At 63.4% G+C, this 16313-nt stretch carries 13 protein-coding genes; 8 read left to right on the forward strand and 5 right to left on the reverse strand.

The window, feature by feature from the left end:
* Positions 1 to 554 precede the first annotated feature (554 nt).
* The gene (locus tag ACR9WD_RS07350) at positions 555 to 2741 is read left to right on the forward strand and encodes an acyltransferase family protein (RefSeq protein WP_434923084.1); all 2187 of its coding nucleotides are present in this window, start codon (positions 555 to 557) and stop codon (positions 2739 to 2741) included.
* Between the two features lie 70 nt (positions 2742 to 2811).
* Here ACR9WD_RS07350 and ACR9WD_RS07355 read toward each other — a convergent pair whose 3' ends face one another.
* Positions 2812 to 3522: a DNA-3-methyladenine glycosylase gene (locus ACR9WD_RS07355; protein ID WP_434923085.1), complete on the reverse strand. Its 711-nt coding sequence runs from the start codon at positions 3520 to 3522 to the stop codon at positions 2812 to 2814.
* Between the two features lie 67 nt (positions 3523 to 3589).
* Between ACR9WD_RS07355 and ACR9WD_RS07360 the strand changes: the two genes are divergently transcribed.
* The 4 genes from ACR9WD_RS07360 to ACR9WD_RS07375 all read left to right on the forward strand — a co-directional run bounded on the left by ACR9WD_RS07360 (position 3590) and on the right by ACR9WD_RS07375 (position 9324).
* Complete coding sequence (locus tag ACR9WD_RS07360) at positions 3590 to 4249, forward strand: hypothetical protein (protein WP_434923086.1); 660 nt, start codon at positions 3590 to 3592, stop codon at positions 4247 to 4249.
* A 261-nt stretch (positions 4250 to 4510) separates the two neighbouring features.
* Positions 4511 to 5731: an ammonium transporter gene (locus ACR9WD_RS07365; RefSeq protein WP_434923199.1), complete on the forward strand. Its 1221-nt coding sequence runs from the start codon at positions 4511 to 4513 to the stop codon at positions 5729 to 5731.
* A gap of 232 nt (positions 5732 to 5963) precedes the next feature.
* Positions 5964 to 8066 (forward strand): catalase, encoded by a 2103-nt coding sequence (locus ACR9WD_RS07370; RefSeq protein WP_434923087.1) that lies wholly within the window; start codon positions 5964 to 5966, stop codon positions 8064 to 8066.
* Between the two features lie 127 nt (positions 8067 to 8193).
* Positions 8194 to 9324, forward strand: coding sequence for a YihY/virulence factor BrkB family protein (locus tag ACR9WD_RS07375; protein ID WP_434923088.1), 1131 nt, complete (start codon positions 8194 to 8196; stop codon positions 9322 to 9324).
* Between the two features lie 394 nt (positions 9325 to 9718).
* Here the strand turns inward: ACR9WD_RS07375 and ACR9WD_RS07380 are convergent, their stop codons facing one another.
* Complete coding sequence (locus ACR9WD_RS07380; protein ID WP_038991459.1) at positions 9719 to 9910, reverse strand: CsbD family protein; 192 nt, start codon at positions 9908 to 9910, stop codon at positions 9719 to 9721.
* Positions 9911 to 10291: 381 nt separating this feature from the next.
* Here ACR9WD_RS07380 and ACR9WD_RS07385 point away from each other — a divergent pair, with 381 nt between their 5' ends.
* Genes ACR9WD_RS07385 through ACR9WD_RS07395 form a run of 3 tightly spaced genes read left to right on the forward strand, consistent with a single transcriptional unit; the run spans position 10292 to position 13444 of the window.
* A complete protein-coding gene (locus ACR9WD_RS07385) occupies positions 10292 to 11353 on the forward strand; it encodes an acyl-CoA dehydrogenase family protein (protein WP_434923089.1) in 1062 nt (353 codons plus the stop codon).
* The gene (locus ACR9WD_RS07390) at positions 11350 to 12717 is read left to right on the forward strand and encodes a PIG-L family deacetylase (protein ID WP_434923090.1); all 1368 of its coding nucleotides are present in this window, start codon (positions 11350 to 11352) and stop codon (positions 12715 to 12717) included. Before ACR9WD_RS07385 ends, ACR9WD_RS07390 begins: the two co-directional genes overlap by 4 nt.
* Positions 12718 to 12730: 13 nt before the next feature.
* Positions 12731 to 13444 (forward strand): glycosyltransferase, encoded by a 714-nt coding sequence (locus ACR9WD_RS07395; RefSeq protein ID WP_434923091.1) that lies wholly within the window; start codon positions 12731 to 12733, stop codon positions 13442 to 13444.
* A 104-nt stretch (positions 13445 to 13548) separates the two neighbouring features.
* Here the strand turns inward: ACR9WD_RS07395 and ACR9WD_RS07400 are convergent, their stop codons facing one another.
* The 3 genes from ACR9WD_RS07400 to ACR9WD_RS07410 form a co-directional block, all read right to left on the reverse strand.
* Positions 13549 to 13875, reverse strand: a complete 327-nt coding sequence (locus ACR9WD_RS07400) for a hypothetical protein (RefSeq protein ID WP_434923092.1) — start codon at positions 13873 to 13875, stop codon at positions 13549 to 13551.
* A 428-nt stretch (positions 13876 to 14303) separates the two neighbouring features.
* On the reverse strand, positions 14304 to 15731 hold the full coding sequence (locus ACR9WD_RS07405) for a phytoene desaturase family protein (RefSeq protein ID WP_434923093.1): 1428 nt from the start codon (positions 15729 to 15731) through the stop codon (positions 14304 to 14306).
* The gene (locus tag ACR9WD_RS07410) at positions 15728 to 16258 is read right to left on the reverse strand and encodes a hypothetical protein (RefSeq protein ID WP_434923094.1); all 531 of its coding nucleotides are present in this window, start codon (positions 16256 to 16258) and stop codon (positions 15728 to 15730) included. Before ACR9WD_RS07410 ends, ACR9WD_RS07405 begins: the two co-directional genes overlap by 4 nt.
* Positions 16259 to 16313 lie beyond the last annotated feature (55 nt).

Raw genomic sequence — 16313 nt, forward strand, 5'->3', positions numbered from 1 at the left:
TTGAGGCCTCTGTGCGTGGTGCTGCCGGATCCTGCGTGCTACGACGCATTCGCTTACTGCAGGGGCGCTGGTGTGCCACTCAATGGCAAATTATTCGCAACGCGGCTGGCACTCAATATGGATCTATTCGCGTGGATTGAGATCGGAGCAAGCGCGTGCGTTTCGAATAATGCAAGCATCATGAGGCGCGGTGCCAACATACGCCCGGGAGCGTGGGCTCCGAAAACCTGCCGCGACAAGGTCGCGGTGGTGCAAGCTGCCTGCTGGTGCACGTTGATAGATCACTAGTGCTGAATTCAGCAGACACACTGCATCGCGACACGCCGTGATGCTTTTCATGCGGCCGAGGAGCCGAACTCATATGCGCGGGTTTCGTACATGTAGCTAAAACTACTTGTCAGCGAGGAGAAGTTTCATTTGATACAAGTGATCTCGTGCTGCTTTGTCCGGGAATTGCACAATAATTTGCAGAAAGCGGTCAGGTAACTTCGATAAAGATGTTCTGGGGCATTGAGCATCTCCACTGCCATGCGAGGCATTCGGGGTTCTGCTCAATGGATCCAAAAATCTTGCAAGAAAGATCGATCTGGCAAAGGACTCACACCGACGTGTCGTCGAATCAAGACCTGCCGATTCCCGTGAACCGGGATTCGCGAACCAAGGCATTCCGCGCCGATATTCAGGGGCTTCGTGCCATAGCCGTTGGCATCGTGGTGCTGTATCACTTCTGGGGACACTATCTCCCTGGGGGCTTTGTCGGCGTCGATGTATTCTTCGTGATTTCTGGTTTCTTGATTACCTCGCACCTGATCTCCAAACCACCTAAGAATCTCGCGGACGTTGCGCATTTCTGGATGCGGCGAGTGAAACGCCTGATCCCTGCATCCTTCTTGGTGATCTTCGCCAGCGTTCTGGCTATCTGGATGTTTGCGCCGACCACGGTCTGGCAGGACTGGGGGTTGCAGGCAGTGGCTGCAACGTTCTACTTCCAAAACTGGTTCTTGGCCTTGACTAAAGTCGATTACCTAGCCGAAGGCGATGCGCCAAGTCCTTTCCAGCATTTCTGGTCATTATCTGCTGAAGAGCAGTTCTACTTCGTTTGGCCGGTGCTGATTGGTTTGCTGATCTTTGCCGCAGTCAAGTTTGGGCTTAAGCCAGCGACCGTGGCGCTGGCAGGAATCAGTGCCGTGTTTGTTCTGTCCTTTGGCTACTCGATCTATGCGACGGCAGTCGAGCCGGGAAGTGCCTACTTCTCCACGTTCACCCGCGTATGGGAATTCGCCGCTGGCGCACTCGTCGCAGCATTGGGGCCACGTTTGCATGCGGCAAAGCGCGACCTTGTCAGTCTGATTGGCGCTTGGGGCGGTCTACTAGCCATTGCTTTCAGTGCGTTGGCTTTCACTGGAGACATGCCATTCCCTGGCTACATTGCCGTCATCCCGGTATTCGGCACAGCCTTGCTTCTGTTGTCCCACTCCACCCACAGGTATTCTCCGAATGTCCTGCTGAACTCCAAGCTGTTCCAGTTCTTTGGGGATAATTCCTATGCCATTTACCTGTGGCACTGGCCGCTGCTGGTCTTGATGCCGTTCATGGTTGATGATTTCAAATGGCCGCAGAAGATCCTGGCTCTCGTCCTGACCTTGTCTTTGGCAGTGCTGACCCAGAAGCTTGTCGAAGTTCGGTTCCGCAAATTCATTGATTCTTCTGTTGTGCTTTCGGCACCGCGCTTCCTGGTCTCCGGAAGCCTGATTCTTGCCTTGCTTTCCGGCGCTTTCTATATGAATACGGCCCGGGTCATGAACGATGCGCGGGACGTGGATAAGGCACTGGCCCAAGTGGAGAAATCCGTGGGTCCAGAGTGCTTCGGAGCAGCCGCCCTGGCCGAAGATTGCGATCAGCAACAAGAAGCGATAGGCAATTACGACGTAGTTGCCCCTGCGCCGATCGCGGCTAAAACGGACAAGCCAGTTGTCTACAAGGACGATTGCTTTGCAAGCCAGAGCACCGACTTCAAAGAACGTCCCGTATGCAGCTACGGCGACGGAGACATTAAGGTCGCGCTGGTCGGCAACTCGCATGCCGCCCAATGGTTCCCCGCTTTGGAACCGCTGGTAGAGGAACATGGCTGGACTTTGGACACTTACGTTGCCAACCGCTGTGCCATCATGGCTGAACCACAGAAATTTGATTCGGAGTCGAAGACAGCCGGGTGTGCTGAACTGGGTACCTGGGTGAGCGAGCAGATTGAGAAAGAAGACTACGACCTGGTGATCAGCTCGAATCGCCAATCCGTGCCGGTCAGCGGCTACAGCATGAAGGATACGGAAGAGCCGGCACAGAAGGCCTACGAGGAAATCCTGGAAGAGTGGTCGGATACGGGGGCGGACGTCGCGGTGATCCGTGATACCTCATGGCCCGGGGAAACCTTGGACAATGTTCCAGACTGCGTCGCATCGAATCCGAATGACCCTGATGAGTGCACCGGTGATGCGGACGATTGGATCCCGATGGATCCGCAAGCGGATGCCGTAAAGGCCCTTGAAGATCCGTCGGTAGTGCAGATCGACATGAATGACCAGCTGTGCGAGGAAGACCGCTGCTATTCGGTGGTAGGCGGCATCGTGGCGTACTGGGACCACTCGCACCTGAGCGAAACTTTTGCAGGTTCCTTGTCGCCGACCCTGGAATCGCGCCTGAAGAAGGCACTGGATTCCAAGGAGCTGTTCCGAGCCGCATAGGCATCGGACGGGCATCGCCTGGTGGGCCCCGGTTACGACGCATTCAATGCGTCGCGGCCGGGGCCCATTGTCATTCTGCAGTGCTTCTCCCTGATGCAGGAGCATCTCGGCCTGGACGATAGGTGGAAACGCTTGGTTCTCCGGGCAGCCAAAATCGCCACGGGAACTGCGGCCCGCCTGCTATCCCGGCTACCCCAACGCGCGGCCCGGTGCGGATCGCTGCCGGAGCGCTGGGCTCGGCGTGGATGGCAAATGGGGGAGAGAACAGGTCCAATCCATCGTGCGTCAATCTGGTGAGTCCCAGCGCAGCTGCCAAGTTCCCCGGTCCGCGGGCTAGCTGGACTTCCGGGATGGGACTGCGCGCGTAGCGGGCTGGGCGTTTTTCCAGCCGGCGGGCCATTGCCAGTTCCGTCCCAGACGTAATTGCGCCTGAGCGTATCAGCACCCCGGACGCAATGCCCGGCGGCGAGCAAACGAAATTCAGGGCATAGTGCATGCCGTAGCTGAAATAAACATATGAATGTCCGGGGTCCAGGAACATGGACGCGTTGCGCTCGGTTTTCCTGTCTTTCGAGTGGCTGCCGGGATCGTAGGGGCCTCTGGTGCCCAACCCCATGTACGCTTCGGTTTCTGTGATGCGCACGCTGACCGGTCCTTCGGCGGAATCCACGGTGAGCACGGCCCCGAGCAACTGTGGAGCAACGCTCAGCGCATCGGGCAAGAAGAAAGTGCGGTCCATGTCTCCAGTGTGCCTGCTGAAGCCAAATTGTCCCTGGCGCATGTCACGATTCTTTTTACTTGGAACTTGGGGGTTCAAGTAACTCGCACTCGTGAAATGGAGGTGGACCATGAAAAAGTCCATTCTGACGGCATTTGCACTTGCCGGAATTCTCTCGCTGGCCGCTTGCGGCGTCTCCACGGAAGATTTCGAGGCCGCGCAGGCCTCAAGCTCGGCCATGGCCGCTGAGGTAGAAACGCTTCAGGCGCAGCTGACCGAAACGGAATCGCAATTGGCCCTGGCCCAGGACGAAGCTGCAGAGCTTCGTGCGGCCGAAGAAGAACGCGTTGCTGCCGAAGAAGCCGAGAAAGCCCGCAAGGCGAAGGAGAAGAAGGAGAAGGAAGCCGCGGCCAAGGCTGAGAAAGCCAAGGCCAACAAGGCCCGGAAAATCACCAAGCGCGAATTGGCGCAGATCGTGAAGAAGCCGGACTCGCATATCGACGAGAACGTGATCGTCTACGGGCGGGTCACGCAGTTCGACTCGGCGACCGGTCCCTGCACCTTCCGCGCTGATCTCAGCCACGCGCACGTCGGCAAATACGACTACGAGCACAATTCGATGTTCACCGCCGGCGACGGCCTGGTGGATTGCAAGGTGCTTGATGACATCGTGGCCGAGGACATCGTGCAAATCACCGCCACGGTTACCGGTTCGCTGAGCTACGACACGACCATCGGCGGCTCAACCACGGTGCCGCAGTTCCAGGTCGTGAAAATCAAGCGCCTGTAGCCGCACGCGGCGTCAGCGCAATCAGCCCGGTATCGGCAGAAAATACTTTCTGCCGATGCCGGGCTGCCCGTTTTAACCGGCCGCCAGCAGCAGCGTGAACTGTTCGAAACGGCCGCGAAACATTGCCGAGAAGCAACCGTTACCCCCGGCAAGAACTTGATACACGGCCGAAACGAAGCAGCGAGCGTTCGGAAACATCGGGTTAGTTCAATAGTCATATCACCACCGATACACCGAATAACTTGAGGGGACGTGATCCAGATGGAGTTGGATGTTGCCAGCTTATGGATCCTGATAGCTGCCGCGCTCGTGCTGCTGATGACACCAGCACTGGGACTTTTCTACGGCGGCATGACTCGCGCCACCGGCGTCGTGAACATGATGCTGATGAGCTTCTCCGCCGCGGCGATCACCGCAGTCGTCTGGGTGCTGTGGGGCTACTCGTTCTCCGCCGGAGAACCAGCTATCGCCGGGATTGTCGGCAACCCGATCAGCGACTTCGCCATGCACAACACCGAGCAGTCTGAGCTGCTCGCCGCCGGATTCGCCGGAACCTTCGCCATGATCTCGGTGGCCATCATTTCCGGAGCCATCGCCGACCGTGCGCGCTTCGCACCATGGCTGTTCTTCGTGCCGCTGTGGGTCACCCTGGTCTACGCACCGGTGGCCTTCTGGGTCTGGGGCGGCGGCCTGCTCTCCGCCGACGGCTTCCTGGGCAGCATTTTCGGCGAGGCCATCGACTTCGCCGGCGGCGCAGTGGTCCACACCAACGCAGGTATCGCGGCCCTGGTCCTGGCCCTGAAGCTCGGCCAGCGCCACAACTTCCACGACCGTCCGCAGCCGCACAACACCCCGCTGGTGATGCTCGGTGCAGGCCTGCTGTGGTTCGGCTGGTTCGGCTTCAATGCCGGGGCGGCAACCACCGTCGAGCAGGCAGGACTCATCTGGGTCAACACCTTGGCAGCTCCGGGTGCCGCAGTCCTCGGCTGGATCCTGGTCGAGAAGCTGCGCGGCTCCCGCCCCAGCTCGGTGGGCGTTGCCTCCGGCCTGGTGGCCGGCCTGGTAGCCATCACCCCATCCTGCGCCGACGTTGCCCCATGGGCCGCCATGCTGCTGGGCGTGCTGGCCGGAGCCGGTGCCGCCTGGGCCGTGAACCTGAAGTGGAAGCTCGGCTACGACGACTCGCTGGATGTTGTCGGCGTGCACCTGGTCGCCGGCCTGATCGGCACCCTGTTCCTCGGCTTCTTCGCACTGCCAACCGGGGAAAGCGCCGGCGGCCTGTTCTACGGCGGCGGCGTAGCCCAGCTGATCGCCCAGACTGCCACCCTGATCGTGGTCATGGCATTCTCCGCGGTGATGACCTGGGTCATCGCAACGGTTATTGGAAAGTTCAGCCCATGGCGTGTCACGGCAGACATCGAGATTGCCGGGATCGACGAGGCCGAACACAACGAAAATGGATACCAGCTGGTTTCCAAGTAAGGAGTGGAATCTGAAAAATAACGCAGTACAAGCACGAGGGGCAGGACGTTTCTGAAACGTCCGACAAGACCGCCGGTGGGCCATGCAGCCACCGGCGGTCTTGGCATTTGCCGGTGCGCCAGCTGGCACATGTGCAAACCATGGGAATCAGCTTGCCCGGTGGCATCGGCACCGCGAAGGACCTTAGCGTGGCACTGACCAGCCGTTCATTCCTGCGAATAAGGAGAGTGCCATGACCAGCGAACCACAACAGCCATCAACTCACGGGCAAAAGCCGGTGCTGTCCGGCCCCGGACAGGACAGCGAGTACCTGACCACGACCCAGGGCGCTGAAGTCAACGACACCGATCACTCGCTGAAAGCCGGCGAGCGGGGCCCCACCCTGCTGCAGGACCACCACCTGCGCGAGAAGATCATGCATTTCGATCACGAGCGGATTCCCGAGCGCGTTGTCCATGCGCGCGGTGCCGGCGCCCACGGCACGTTCACCAGCTACGGCAATGCTGGCAAGCTGTGCCGTGCAGACTTCCTCAAGCCGGGACGCCAGACCCGGGTCTTCGTTCGCTTCTCCACCGTGGTGGGATCCCGCGGTTCCATGGACACGGCCCGCGATACCCGTGGCTTCGCCACGAAGTTCTACACCAACGAAGGCATCTTCGATCTGGTGGGCAACAACATCCCGGTGTTCTTCATCCAGGACGGGATCAAGTTCCCGGACCTCGTCCACGCCGCGAAGCCGCATCCCGATACGGAGATCCCGCAGGCGCAATCCGCCCACGACACCTTCTGGGATTTCGTCTCCCTGCACACCCCTGCCCAAGCCCATGTGATGTGGCAGATGAGCGACCGGGCGATACCACGTTCGCTGCGCATGATGGAAGGCTTCGGCGTGCACACCTTCCGCATGGTCAACGAGGAAGGCGCTTCCACCCTGGTGAAGTTCCATTGGAAGCCCAAGCTCGGGGTCCACTCGCTGGTCTGGGAGGAATCCCAGCTGGCCGCCGGCGCGGATCCTGACTTCCACCGCCGCGATCTGGCCGAAGCCATTGACGCCGGGGCCTTGCCGGAATGGGAACTGGGCGTGCAGATCTTCCCCGACGACGGTTCGGCGGAATTCGAAGGAATCGATTTGCTCGATCCGACAAAATTCGTCCCCGAAGAGCTGGCCCCGGTGCAGCCGCTGGGCAAGATGGTGCTGGAACGCAACCCGGAGAACTATTTCGCGCAGACCGAGCAGGTGGCGTTCCATCCCGGGCATCTGGTTCCCGGCATAGACATTAGCGACGACCCGCTGCTGCAGGCACGACTCTTCTCCTACCTGGACACCCAGCTCACCCGCTTGGGCGGACCGAACTTCGCGCAGATCCCGATCAACTCGCCGGACTCGCCGGTCAATGACATGTTCCGCGACGGCTTCCACCAGCACCGCGTGCCCGAGGGCATCGCCCCGTACAAGCCGAATTCACTCGATGGCGGCTGCCCCTACATGTCCCAGGTGGTTTCCGGACAGCAGCCGCCGCTGGACTTCCCGCAGCCAATTGATTCCGGGAAGAAGGTGCGTTCGGAGCCTGCCAGCTTCTCGGACCATTACAGCCAGGCCCGCTTGTTCTACATCAGCCTTTCGGCCGTTGAGCGCGCCCATGTGCAGCAGGCCTACTCCTTCGAGCTGGGCAAGTGCACCGATGCGGCGGTGCGCCAGCGGCAGGTGGAATGCCTGGCCAAGATCGATACCGAGCTGGCATCCGGTGTCGCCCAGGCACTGGGACTGCCGGCGCCGGCGGTGCAGCCGCTGGGCCAGCCGGTGGCCAGCCCGGCGCTGTCTCAGATCGGCAACACCTGGCCGGTGGACGGGCGCAAGGTCGGGGTGGTGTTCAACAGCGGCAACCACCAGCACGTGCCGGCAATTGCCAAAGCGCTCAAAGAGCGGGGGATGTCCCCGTTGCTTGTTTCGGCCTCCGGCGGCGAGGCGGCCCCGGGCCTGCCCATTGACCGCACCTACCTGACGGCGCGCTCCATCGAATTCGATGCGCTGGTGCTGATCGGCCCGCTGCCGCCAGCCCCGGATGCCGCGGTTTCCCTGGATGCCAAGGCCGGCGCCTCGGGAACCGGCGGGGTTCCCATCGATCCGCGGGTGGCGTTGCTGGTCGCGGAAGCCTACCGGCACAACAAGGCCATCATCACCTTGTCCGGGCTCTCCGACGGCCTGCTGCCAGCAATGGGACTGGAGGATGACGCGCCGGGCATTGCCCTGGTCGAGATTTCAGCGGTCGCAGACAGCGCGGAGCAGCTGCTTTCCACCCACCGCGCGTGGGAGCGATTCCCGGTCGCCGAGTAGCAGCGCGGCCAAGCTGCAACGGCGTGCGGCGCGGCAGGCTCAGGGTTCGCCGCGCCTGCCGCGCCTGCCTTGCCGCTTGGCCGGTGGCAACCAACTGGCACAGAGATCTGATGAGGAGAGCAGCAAGATGCCTTCAGGAACCGATAGCAATGACGAGAAGGGGCACGTGGCCGATACCGCTGCCAAAGCCCGGCACGCACCTGGACCGGATGCCGAGTCCAAGCCCGAATCCCCGCCGGACATGCACGCGCAGTCGTGGAAATACGCGGCCAAGCGCTCCATCAGCGAATTCTCCCGGAAGAGATGCACGGATATGGCGGCGTCGCTGACCTACTTCGCGATGCTCTCACTGTTCCCGGCGCTGCTCGCGGTGGTCTCCCTGCTCGGAGTCGCCGGCCAGGCGGAAAACATGACCCGCAACATCCTCTCGCTGCTCGGGGAACTGGCCAGCCCGGAAGTCGTGGAAACCCTGAGGCAACCCATCGAGCAGCTGGCTTCGGCCCCGTCGGCAGGCCTCGCCTTGTTTGCCGGCCTGCTCGGTGCGTTGTGGAGCGCCTCGGGCTACGTCGGGGCGTTCGGCCGCGCCATGAACCAGATCTACGAGGTGGCCGAAGGCCGGCCGTTCTACAAGCTGCGCCCGCTGATGCTGCTGCTGACACTGGTGCTTCTTGCTGCGGCCAGCGTGCTGGGGCTGCTGCTGATTGTCTCCGGTCCGCTGGCGCAGGCGATTGGCGACGTCTTCGGGCTCGGCGAGCGCGCAGTACTGGTCTGGAACATCGCCAAATGGCCGGTGATCGTGCTGTGCGCGATTGTGCTGGTTGCCGTGCTGTACTACGGGGCTCCCAATGTGAAGCAGCCGAAGTTCCGCTGGATCAGCCTCGGTTCGGCCATTGCGCTGTTCGTGCTGGCGGTGGCGACCGTGGGCTTCTTCTTCTATGTTTCGAACTTCGGGAACTACAACAAGACCTACGGCGCCATTGGCGGGGTCATCGTGCTGCTGCTGTGGCTGTGGATTGCCAACCTCGCGCTGCTGTTCGGCGCGGTCTTCGACGCGGAAGCCGAGCGCGGGCGCCAGCTGCAGGCGGGGATTGCCGCTGAGCGCTCGGTGCAGCTTCCGCCACGGGATACCAAGGCCAGCGTGAAGCAGGAGGAAAAAGAAGAGCAGGACATCAGCGACGGACGGCAGTTGCGTTTCGCCAGCGAGCTGCGCGCCGAGGAGCAATCGGATCCTCAGTCCAGGCGGAACCCGGGAAGCTGAGCACGGGCCGCACACCACTAGCGTGTACAACGGCCGGATCATCCCAAAGGCAAAGGTGTCCATCAGGTGGGTGCCGGTTAGCGGGTTCGCCGAGGTGGTGCTCGATGTGGCCAAGCAGCAGGTCCTGTGGAATGCCCCCGTGGAAACCTTCGCCGAATACCGGGAGAACCCCGGCGGGGCAGCAAGCCTGGTGGCCGGTTGGGCCAAGCAGGAGCTCACCGGGAAGCCGGCGGAGCCTGGCGGATCGAACAGTGTCGGCTTGCAGGACCTTATGGATGGCTCTACGGCCGCTGTTCCTGGATTTCGGAGCAGCGGCCGTAGCGCTATTCAAGTTATCTGGCACAAAGCTGTGCCCCATGAATTGGCATTCATGGGGCACAGCTGGTTGCGCTGCTTAGGACAGGTCGTCCTTGACATCCTTGGCGGCGTCCTTGACGTGTTCGCCTGCCTGCTTGGCCTTGGCAGCGGCCTGGTCCTTCACGCCTTCGGCCTGCAGCTGCTCATTGTTAGTGGCATCGCCGATGGCTTCCTTGGCCTTGCCAGATGCTTCCTGAGCCTTGTTCTGGATCTTGTCTCCAATTCCCATGATTCTTACCTCCTGTGTGGATCTGGTGTACTGACAATTTGAACTCTAGGGCAGATTGCAAATCGGGGACCTGAAGCTGGGAATTTCCTTGTGGCGTACTTTGCAGATCATCACAGAGCCGCCTTCAGCGCGGCGAATTCCGCAAGCTTACTCGATGTTGTGCCTCGGGCCCTCGGTGCGATTGCCGGTGCGTCCCTGAACCATGCGCGTTGCGTTGCCAGGTTGGCCGGCTGATCCGCAGCATCCCCGGATTCTTCCCGCGGGACACTTCAGGGGTGGGTCTGTGGTTATTTGCGGTTTTCAGGTGCCATTCAGGTGGGCGAGGCACGAATTGCCCGGAACCTAGACTGGTCAAAAGTTCCGACCAAGGAAAGAGGGCTGATGGACCAGAAGCCGGTGTCATTCAGTACGGGCGAACCACGATTTGCAACCCGTAATGGAGAGCCGTGGTGGGGTGCCGAGCAAGCGGTGCGTGATGCCGCCGTGCGCTGCGAGGGCAACCCGGACGCGATGCTGCGCGTGCTGGAAGGCTCGGGGGAAGATCCTCCGGTCCCAGCCGCTGGCCAGACGCAGCGGCTCTGGGAGCTGCTGGCGTCCGTGGCCGCCACCGACCTGGTTGCGGCCAGGACGCTGGAACCGCATTTGGATGCAGCGGGAATCCTGAGCCAGGCGGGCATGCCGTGGCAAGCAGGTACCTCGTGGGGCGTTTTTGCCGCGCAGTCGCCCACCACCGCGCTGGAAGCTGTCCGCGAGTCTGGCGGAGGCTGGGTGCTGAACGGCACCAAGCCCTGGTGCTCCTTGGCCGCCGCGCTGACGCATGCATTGGTCACCGCCCGAACACCGGAGGGGAACCGGCTGTTCATGGTTTCCCTGCGCCACCCCGGCGTTGAACCGGCAACAGGTGGCTGGATCAGCCGAGGCATGGCCCAGCTGCCCAGCGGTTCCGTGGACTTCACCGGAGTGCCGGCCCAACCGGTGCAAGACGCCGGCTGGTACCTGTCCCGCCCGGGGTTCGCCGTTGGCGGCGTCGGTGTTGCCGCCTGCTGGTTCGGGGGAGCGGTGGGAATCTACCGCCATCTGCAGCGCAGCGCCCAAGCGCGTACCCCGGATCAGCTGGCCCTCGCCTGGCTCGGCGAAGCGGACCGCTTGCTCGCCGGTTCCGCCGCGCTGTTGGAACATGCCGCCGGGCTGGCGGATGACGGAGAATTGGATGCCATTGCCGCCTACCGGATCCGCGGCCAGGTGGCGTGGGCCTGCACCCGCATCTTGCAGCTCAGCGGCGAGTCCACCGGACCGGGACCGCTGACCGCCGATGAGGAGCATGCGCGGCGCGCAGCAGACCTGGGCATCTACCTTCGCCAGCACCACGCTGCCCGCGATGACGCGTCCCTGGGCCAGCTGCTTGCGGACCGCGCCGGGAAGGAAGGCAGGAGCGCATGGTGAGCTTCACGCATCAGGACCAGGGAACATCTGCAAGCTGCTGGCAGCAGGCCGGGCTTGGGCGAATCGCCGGACTGGACCCGGAGGACCTCTTCCGCGAAATATCATCGGTGATTGTCCTGGCCGCCCACCCGGACGACGAGACGCTGGGAGCCGGAGGGCTGATCCGCCTGGCGCTCTGCCGGGGGATCGATGTCCACGTGATTGTCTGCAGCTTCGGCGAAGCCTCGCACCCGCACTCTGCAACGCACACCGCCGCCCAGCTGGCCTCGCTGCGCAAGGAGGAGCTGGCCGAGGCGATGGGCACACTGCGCGTGCAGGGACCGCAGGCCGGGACGCTGCACCTGCACTGCCTGGGCTTGGGCGACGGGAAACTTGAAACTCAGCAAGCACGGATCCGCGCGGCCCTGGAGCAGCACGCCGGCCAAGGCTGCCTGATCGCCAGCACCTACCGCGCAGACGGGCACCCCGATCACGAAATCCTGTCCCTGATCGCCGCGGACTGCGCCCTGGCGCACAATGCATGCCACCTGGAATTCCCCATCTGGTTCTGGCATTGGGCGCAACCGGACAGCCAGCGCAGCTGGAAGCACTGGCACAGGTTGGACCTTGACGAATCCAGCGCCCAGGCCAAGGCCCGCGCCTTGGACGCCCACCGATCCCAAACCCGTCCGCTGTCCGCACAGCCGGGGGACGAAGTCCTGCTCGGGGAAAGCTTCCTGCAGCACTTTTCCCAGGGCGCAGAGATCTTCCGCGCCACCTGGCCCGGCCACAGGGACGCCGCGTCCGCTCCGGCAGTATTCGACGAGCTCTACGGGGAACGCGAGGATCCGTGGGAATACCGCAGCAGCCGCTATGAGCGGCGCAAGCAGCAGATCCTGCTCGCCTGCCTGCCCCAGGAACGGTATGCGGCGGTGCTGGAGCTGGGCTGCTCCATCGGGGTGCAGAGCGCCGAACTGGCCCGCCGCAGCACGCGTCTGCTGGCGGTCGATGCCAGCGCCACCGCGTTAGCCCAGGCGAGGCGTGCCGTGGCCGGAATGGACCACGTCGACTTGCTGCAGGCCACTGTGCCCCGGCAATTTCCGCAGCTGGAGCCGGGCAGCTTGCAGCTGGTGGTGCTCAGCGAGATGGGCTACTTCCTGGCTGCCGACGAACTGGAGCAGGTGCTCGCCGCCAGCGCTGCGGCACTCCAAGCCGGCGGAGAGCTGGTGCTCTGCCATTGGCTGCATCCCATCGACGGCTGGCCGCTGGACGGGGAAGAAGTGCACCGCATGGCGGGCCAGCTGCGGTGGGAGCGCATCGTGGAGCATCGCGAAGCCGATTTCCTGCTTGAAGTACTGCGCAAGCCAGCTGGTGCCCATGTGTAGGCAGCTGGCGGCCATGGCGGTCATCATCCCGGCCCGCGACGAGGAAGAACGCCTGGGCCGTTGCCTGGATTCGGTGCGCGCGGCCATGGACCGACTGGCGCGTGCCCGCCCGCAGATCCAGGCCAGGGCCATCGTGGTTGCCGACAGCTGCACGGACGGCACGGCGCAGATCGCCGGGCGGCATGCCAGCGAGGATTGGCGGATCAGCGTGCAGCAGGTGGGCTTCGGCAATGTCGGTGCGAGCCGTGCCGCCGGAGCACGCCATGCCCTTGATCTCCTCGCAACGGCCAGCGACCCGGGCGCCATCTGGCTGGCTAGCACCGACGCGGATACCTGCGTCCCAGAGCATTGGCTTCAGGGCTTTGCCCGCCTGCATAGCCGCGGGGCAGATGCGGTAGCGGGAACCGTGGAACCGGACCGCAGCGAACTCGATGAGCACATCTTCGCCCTATGGCAGCAGGAATACCAGCCGGTGGAGGGGCATGGCCATATCCACGGCGCGAACTTCGGCGTGTGCGCTGCCGCCTATCTGGCTGTCGGAGGCTTCGAGCCGCTGGCGGCCCGGGAGGATGTGGCACTGGTGGAAGCCTTGCGCCATGCCGGCTACCGGGTCCAGGCCACGGCCCGGCTGCAGGCAACCACCTCTGGGCGCCTGCGCGGCCGGCTGGACGAAGGCTTCGCGGACTATCTGGCAGCGCTGGAACACCCGATGCTCAACACCGGCTAGCATGCAGCAACCAGACCTGGTCCCTGGCATGGAAACAGCCCCCTGGTGACCTGCGCGGTGCGCAGATTACCAGGGGGCTGTGCCAGTGGCAGCGTTGCCAGCTGTCATGAGCTGCTGCCGGACTCCTGGGCGGCGTACCTGTGTCCTGGCACATTCGCGTCGAAATGGGGCACCGCGTGGGCGACCGCGCTGTACTGCCAATACTTCACGCGGAATGCTGCCATGCCGCTGTGCTCGGCCTGCGCGAACAAATCCTTGATCGTGCTGCGCGGCGCGCTGGCCGGAACCACTTCCAAGACTGGAGAAGGCTCGGAAATGTGCAAGAATTTCAGCTCCCCGGTCTGCTTTCCAAGCATCGCGACCAGTACCGGCCGCTTGTGCACTGACACGAGGCCCATGACATCGTCGAGCGATTCCTCAGGCTGCGTCATGACCACTGGCATTCCCTGGGTCCAGCCATAATTGCCCAAATGTCTTCTGCCCTCGCGTGATCCCAGCAACTCAGCAACGCGCACCGCAGTCTGGGATCTGACTAGCCTTCCTGGCATGTGAACTACCCTCCACTTCTAGACGATACTTCTCACTTCAACTATGCAGTTTTCCGGCCCCTGAGGCGGCGGCATGGCCTTCAGTGACGCTGTCGACCATACGCCAAGCGGTGGGGGACTTGGTATGAAATTATCATTGGTCCACCAAGTTCTTGTGCACCCGTCCCGATTCTGAGGAAATTCCCAGACTTTATTTTTTACTAGTCAAAAGCCTTATTGCAGGAATTGGCTTGGGCTGCGCGGGCTCGGTTCGCCTATGTAGTTGCATGCCGCTGATCCATCGCCGGCAACCAAGGGCGCTGATCATCGGCTCAGTTGCGCCCCAGTTCTCGCAGGGCCCGATGCGCCGCATGCCAGCCGGCCATCCCATGCACCCCGCCGCCCGGAGGAGTGGAAGAGGAGCACAGGTACAGTCCCGGCACGCCCAGCGAATAGGGATTGAGCGAAGCGGAGGGGCGGAAGAACTGCTGGGTGCCGGACAGTGATCCGCCGCCGATATCGCCACCGACCAGGTTGGGATCCCAGGCCTGCAGCTGCGCCGGGGAGGTGTCCACGCGGTGCACGATCCGGTCCCTGAAACCCGGCGCGAACCGCTCGATCTGCGCATCGATGAGCGCACCGGCATCCCCGGCATAGCCTTGGGGAACATGGGCGTAGGACCAGATGACATGGCGGCCGGCCGGGGCGCGGGAGGCATCGGCGCTCGAAGGCTGGACCACCATCACGAAGGGGCGGTCGGGCATTTTCCCGGAGGAGACCTGGTGCTCGGCTCGGGTCAGCTCGGCGGCATCGCCGATCACATGCACGGTGCCGGCCCGCGCGGTCCGCGCATCCTGCCAGGGGATCGGGCCATCGAGCAGGTAGTCCACCTTGAAGGCAGCGGTGCCGTAGCGCCAGCGTTCGAACCGGCGGCGCAGGCGTGGCGGAAGCTGGCCGCCGGCGATCTGCACCACCTGGCGGGGCGTGGCATCCAGGAAAGTGAGTTCGGCAGCGGGAAGCTGGGCGTGGCTGGTGATCTGGTGCCCGGCGTGGATCTGCACCCTGAGCCCATCGAGCACCCGCAGCAGCGCGTCGATGATGCTGCCGGTGCCGCCGTGCGCCACCGGCCATCCCCAGGACTGGCCCAGGGACCCGAAAAGCACGCCGAATCCCGAGGTGAACGGGTGGGCGAGCGGCAGCATGGAATGCGCGCTGGAGCCGGCGAAGAGCGCCGCGGCCTGCCGGGTGCGGAATGCCGTTGAGGCGAGGAGCTTCGCCGGCGGCAGCGAGCGCAGCCCGAAGCGCGCCATCAGCACCGGATGCGGCGGGATGCCCAGCAGCGGGCTGGTGGCGTTCTCCAGGATCGCTTGCGGATTGCGCACCAGCGGCCCATGCAGCAGCCGCCAGATCTTCCGGTCGGCGGGGAATTGCCCGCTGGTGGCGTCCAGGCTCTGGTGCAGGAAGACCGACTCGGCGCCTTCCAGCGGGTGGGCCAGCGGATAATCGTGGAAATCCCATTGCAGGCCGTGGCCGGCCAGGTCGAAATGCGCGAATGCCGGGCTGCCATAGGCGAAGGGGTGGGCGGCAGCTCCCAAATCCACGACGGTGCCCTCGCCCAGCGTGCTGCCGGAGGCCGCGGCGCCGCCCGGATGGGCATTGCGCTCGAAGACCTGGACATCGAAACCGTTCTGCGCAAGCACCGCCGCGGCGACCAGCCCATTGGGGCCGGCCCCGACGACATTCGCCTTCCCATTGCTCATCGGCGGCGTTCCTCCCGGTTTTCGTGTTCTTGCGGGGCGAAGCGCTCGGGCCAGGTCTCATCGCTGAGCGCCTTGAGCTGGCTGATCTGCGACTCGGCGCGATGCGACAGGTCTTGCAGCAGCGCCTGGTCCAGGCGCGGATCGTGGGGCAGCATCAGCAGCAGCGTCTGCCACATGCGCAATTTGGCATTGAGCAGTCCGGTGAGCACATCGAGCTGCACCTGCGCGGCGGCCAGCTTGCGCATCCGCAGCGGATTGAACGGATTGGCGTGCCCGGCGAGCTTGGCCACCGGTGCCAGGAGGCGGGCCAGCGGACGCTGCCGGCATCCCAGCCGGTCCATGATCCGCTTCAGATCCGCCTGGTCGTCCTTGACCTGCCGGTGCAGCGACTCGAAGCGGTCGGCGTACGCCGTGCCCGCCCAGGTGTGGTGCGCCGCCTTGAAATGGTTCAGCCCCGATTCCGAACCCAGCAGGTGCTCTCCCAAGTACCTGTGCAGGGTCAGCTGGTCGATGGTGTTGTGCGACATCGTGCCCGTCCTTAGTTCTCGAAAGCGGTTGCAGTCTTCTGCTGGCTCGAACGCT

The organism is Glutamicibacter sp. PAEs-4 (genome assembly GCF_051161755.1).
In the GTDB taxonomy this organism is placed as follows: domain Bacteria; phylum Actinomycetota; class Actinomycetes; order Actinomycetales; family Micrococcaceae; genus Glutamicibacter; species Glutamicibacter nicotianae.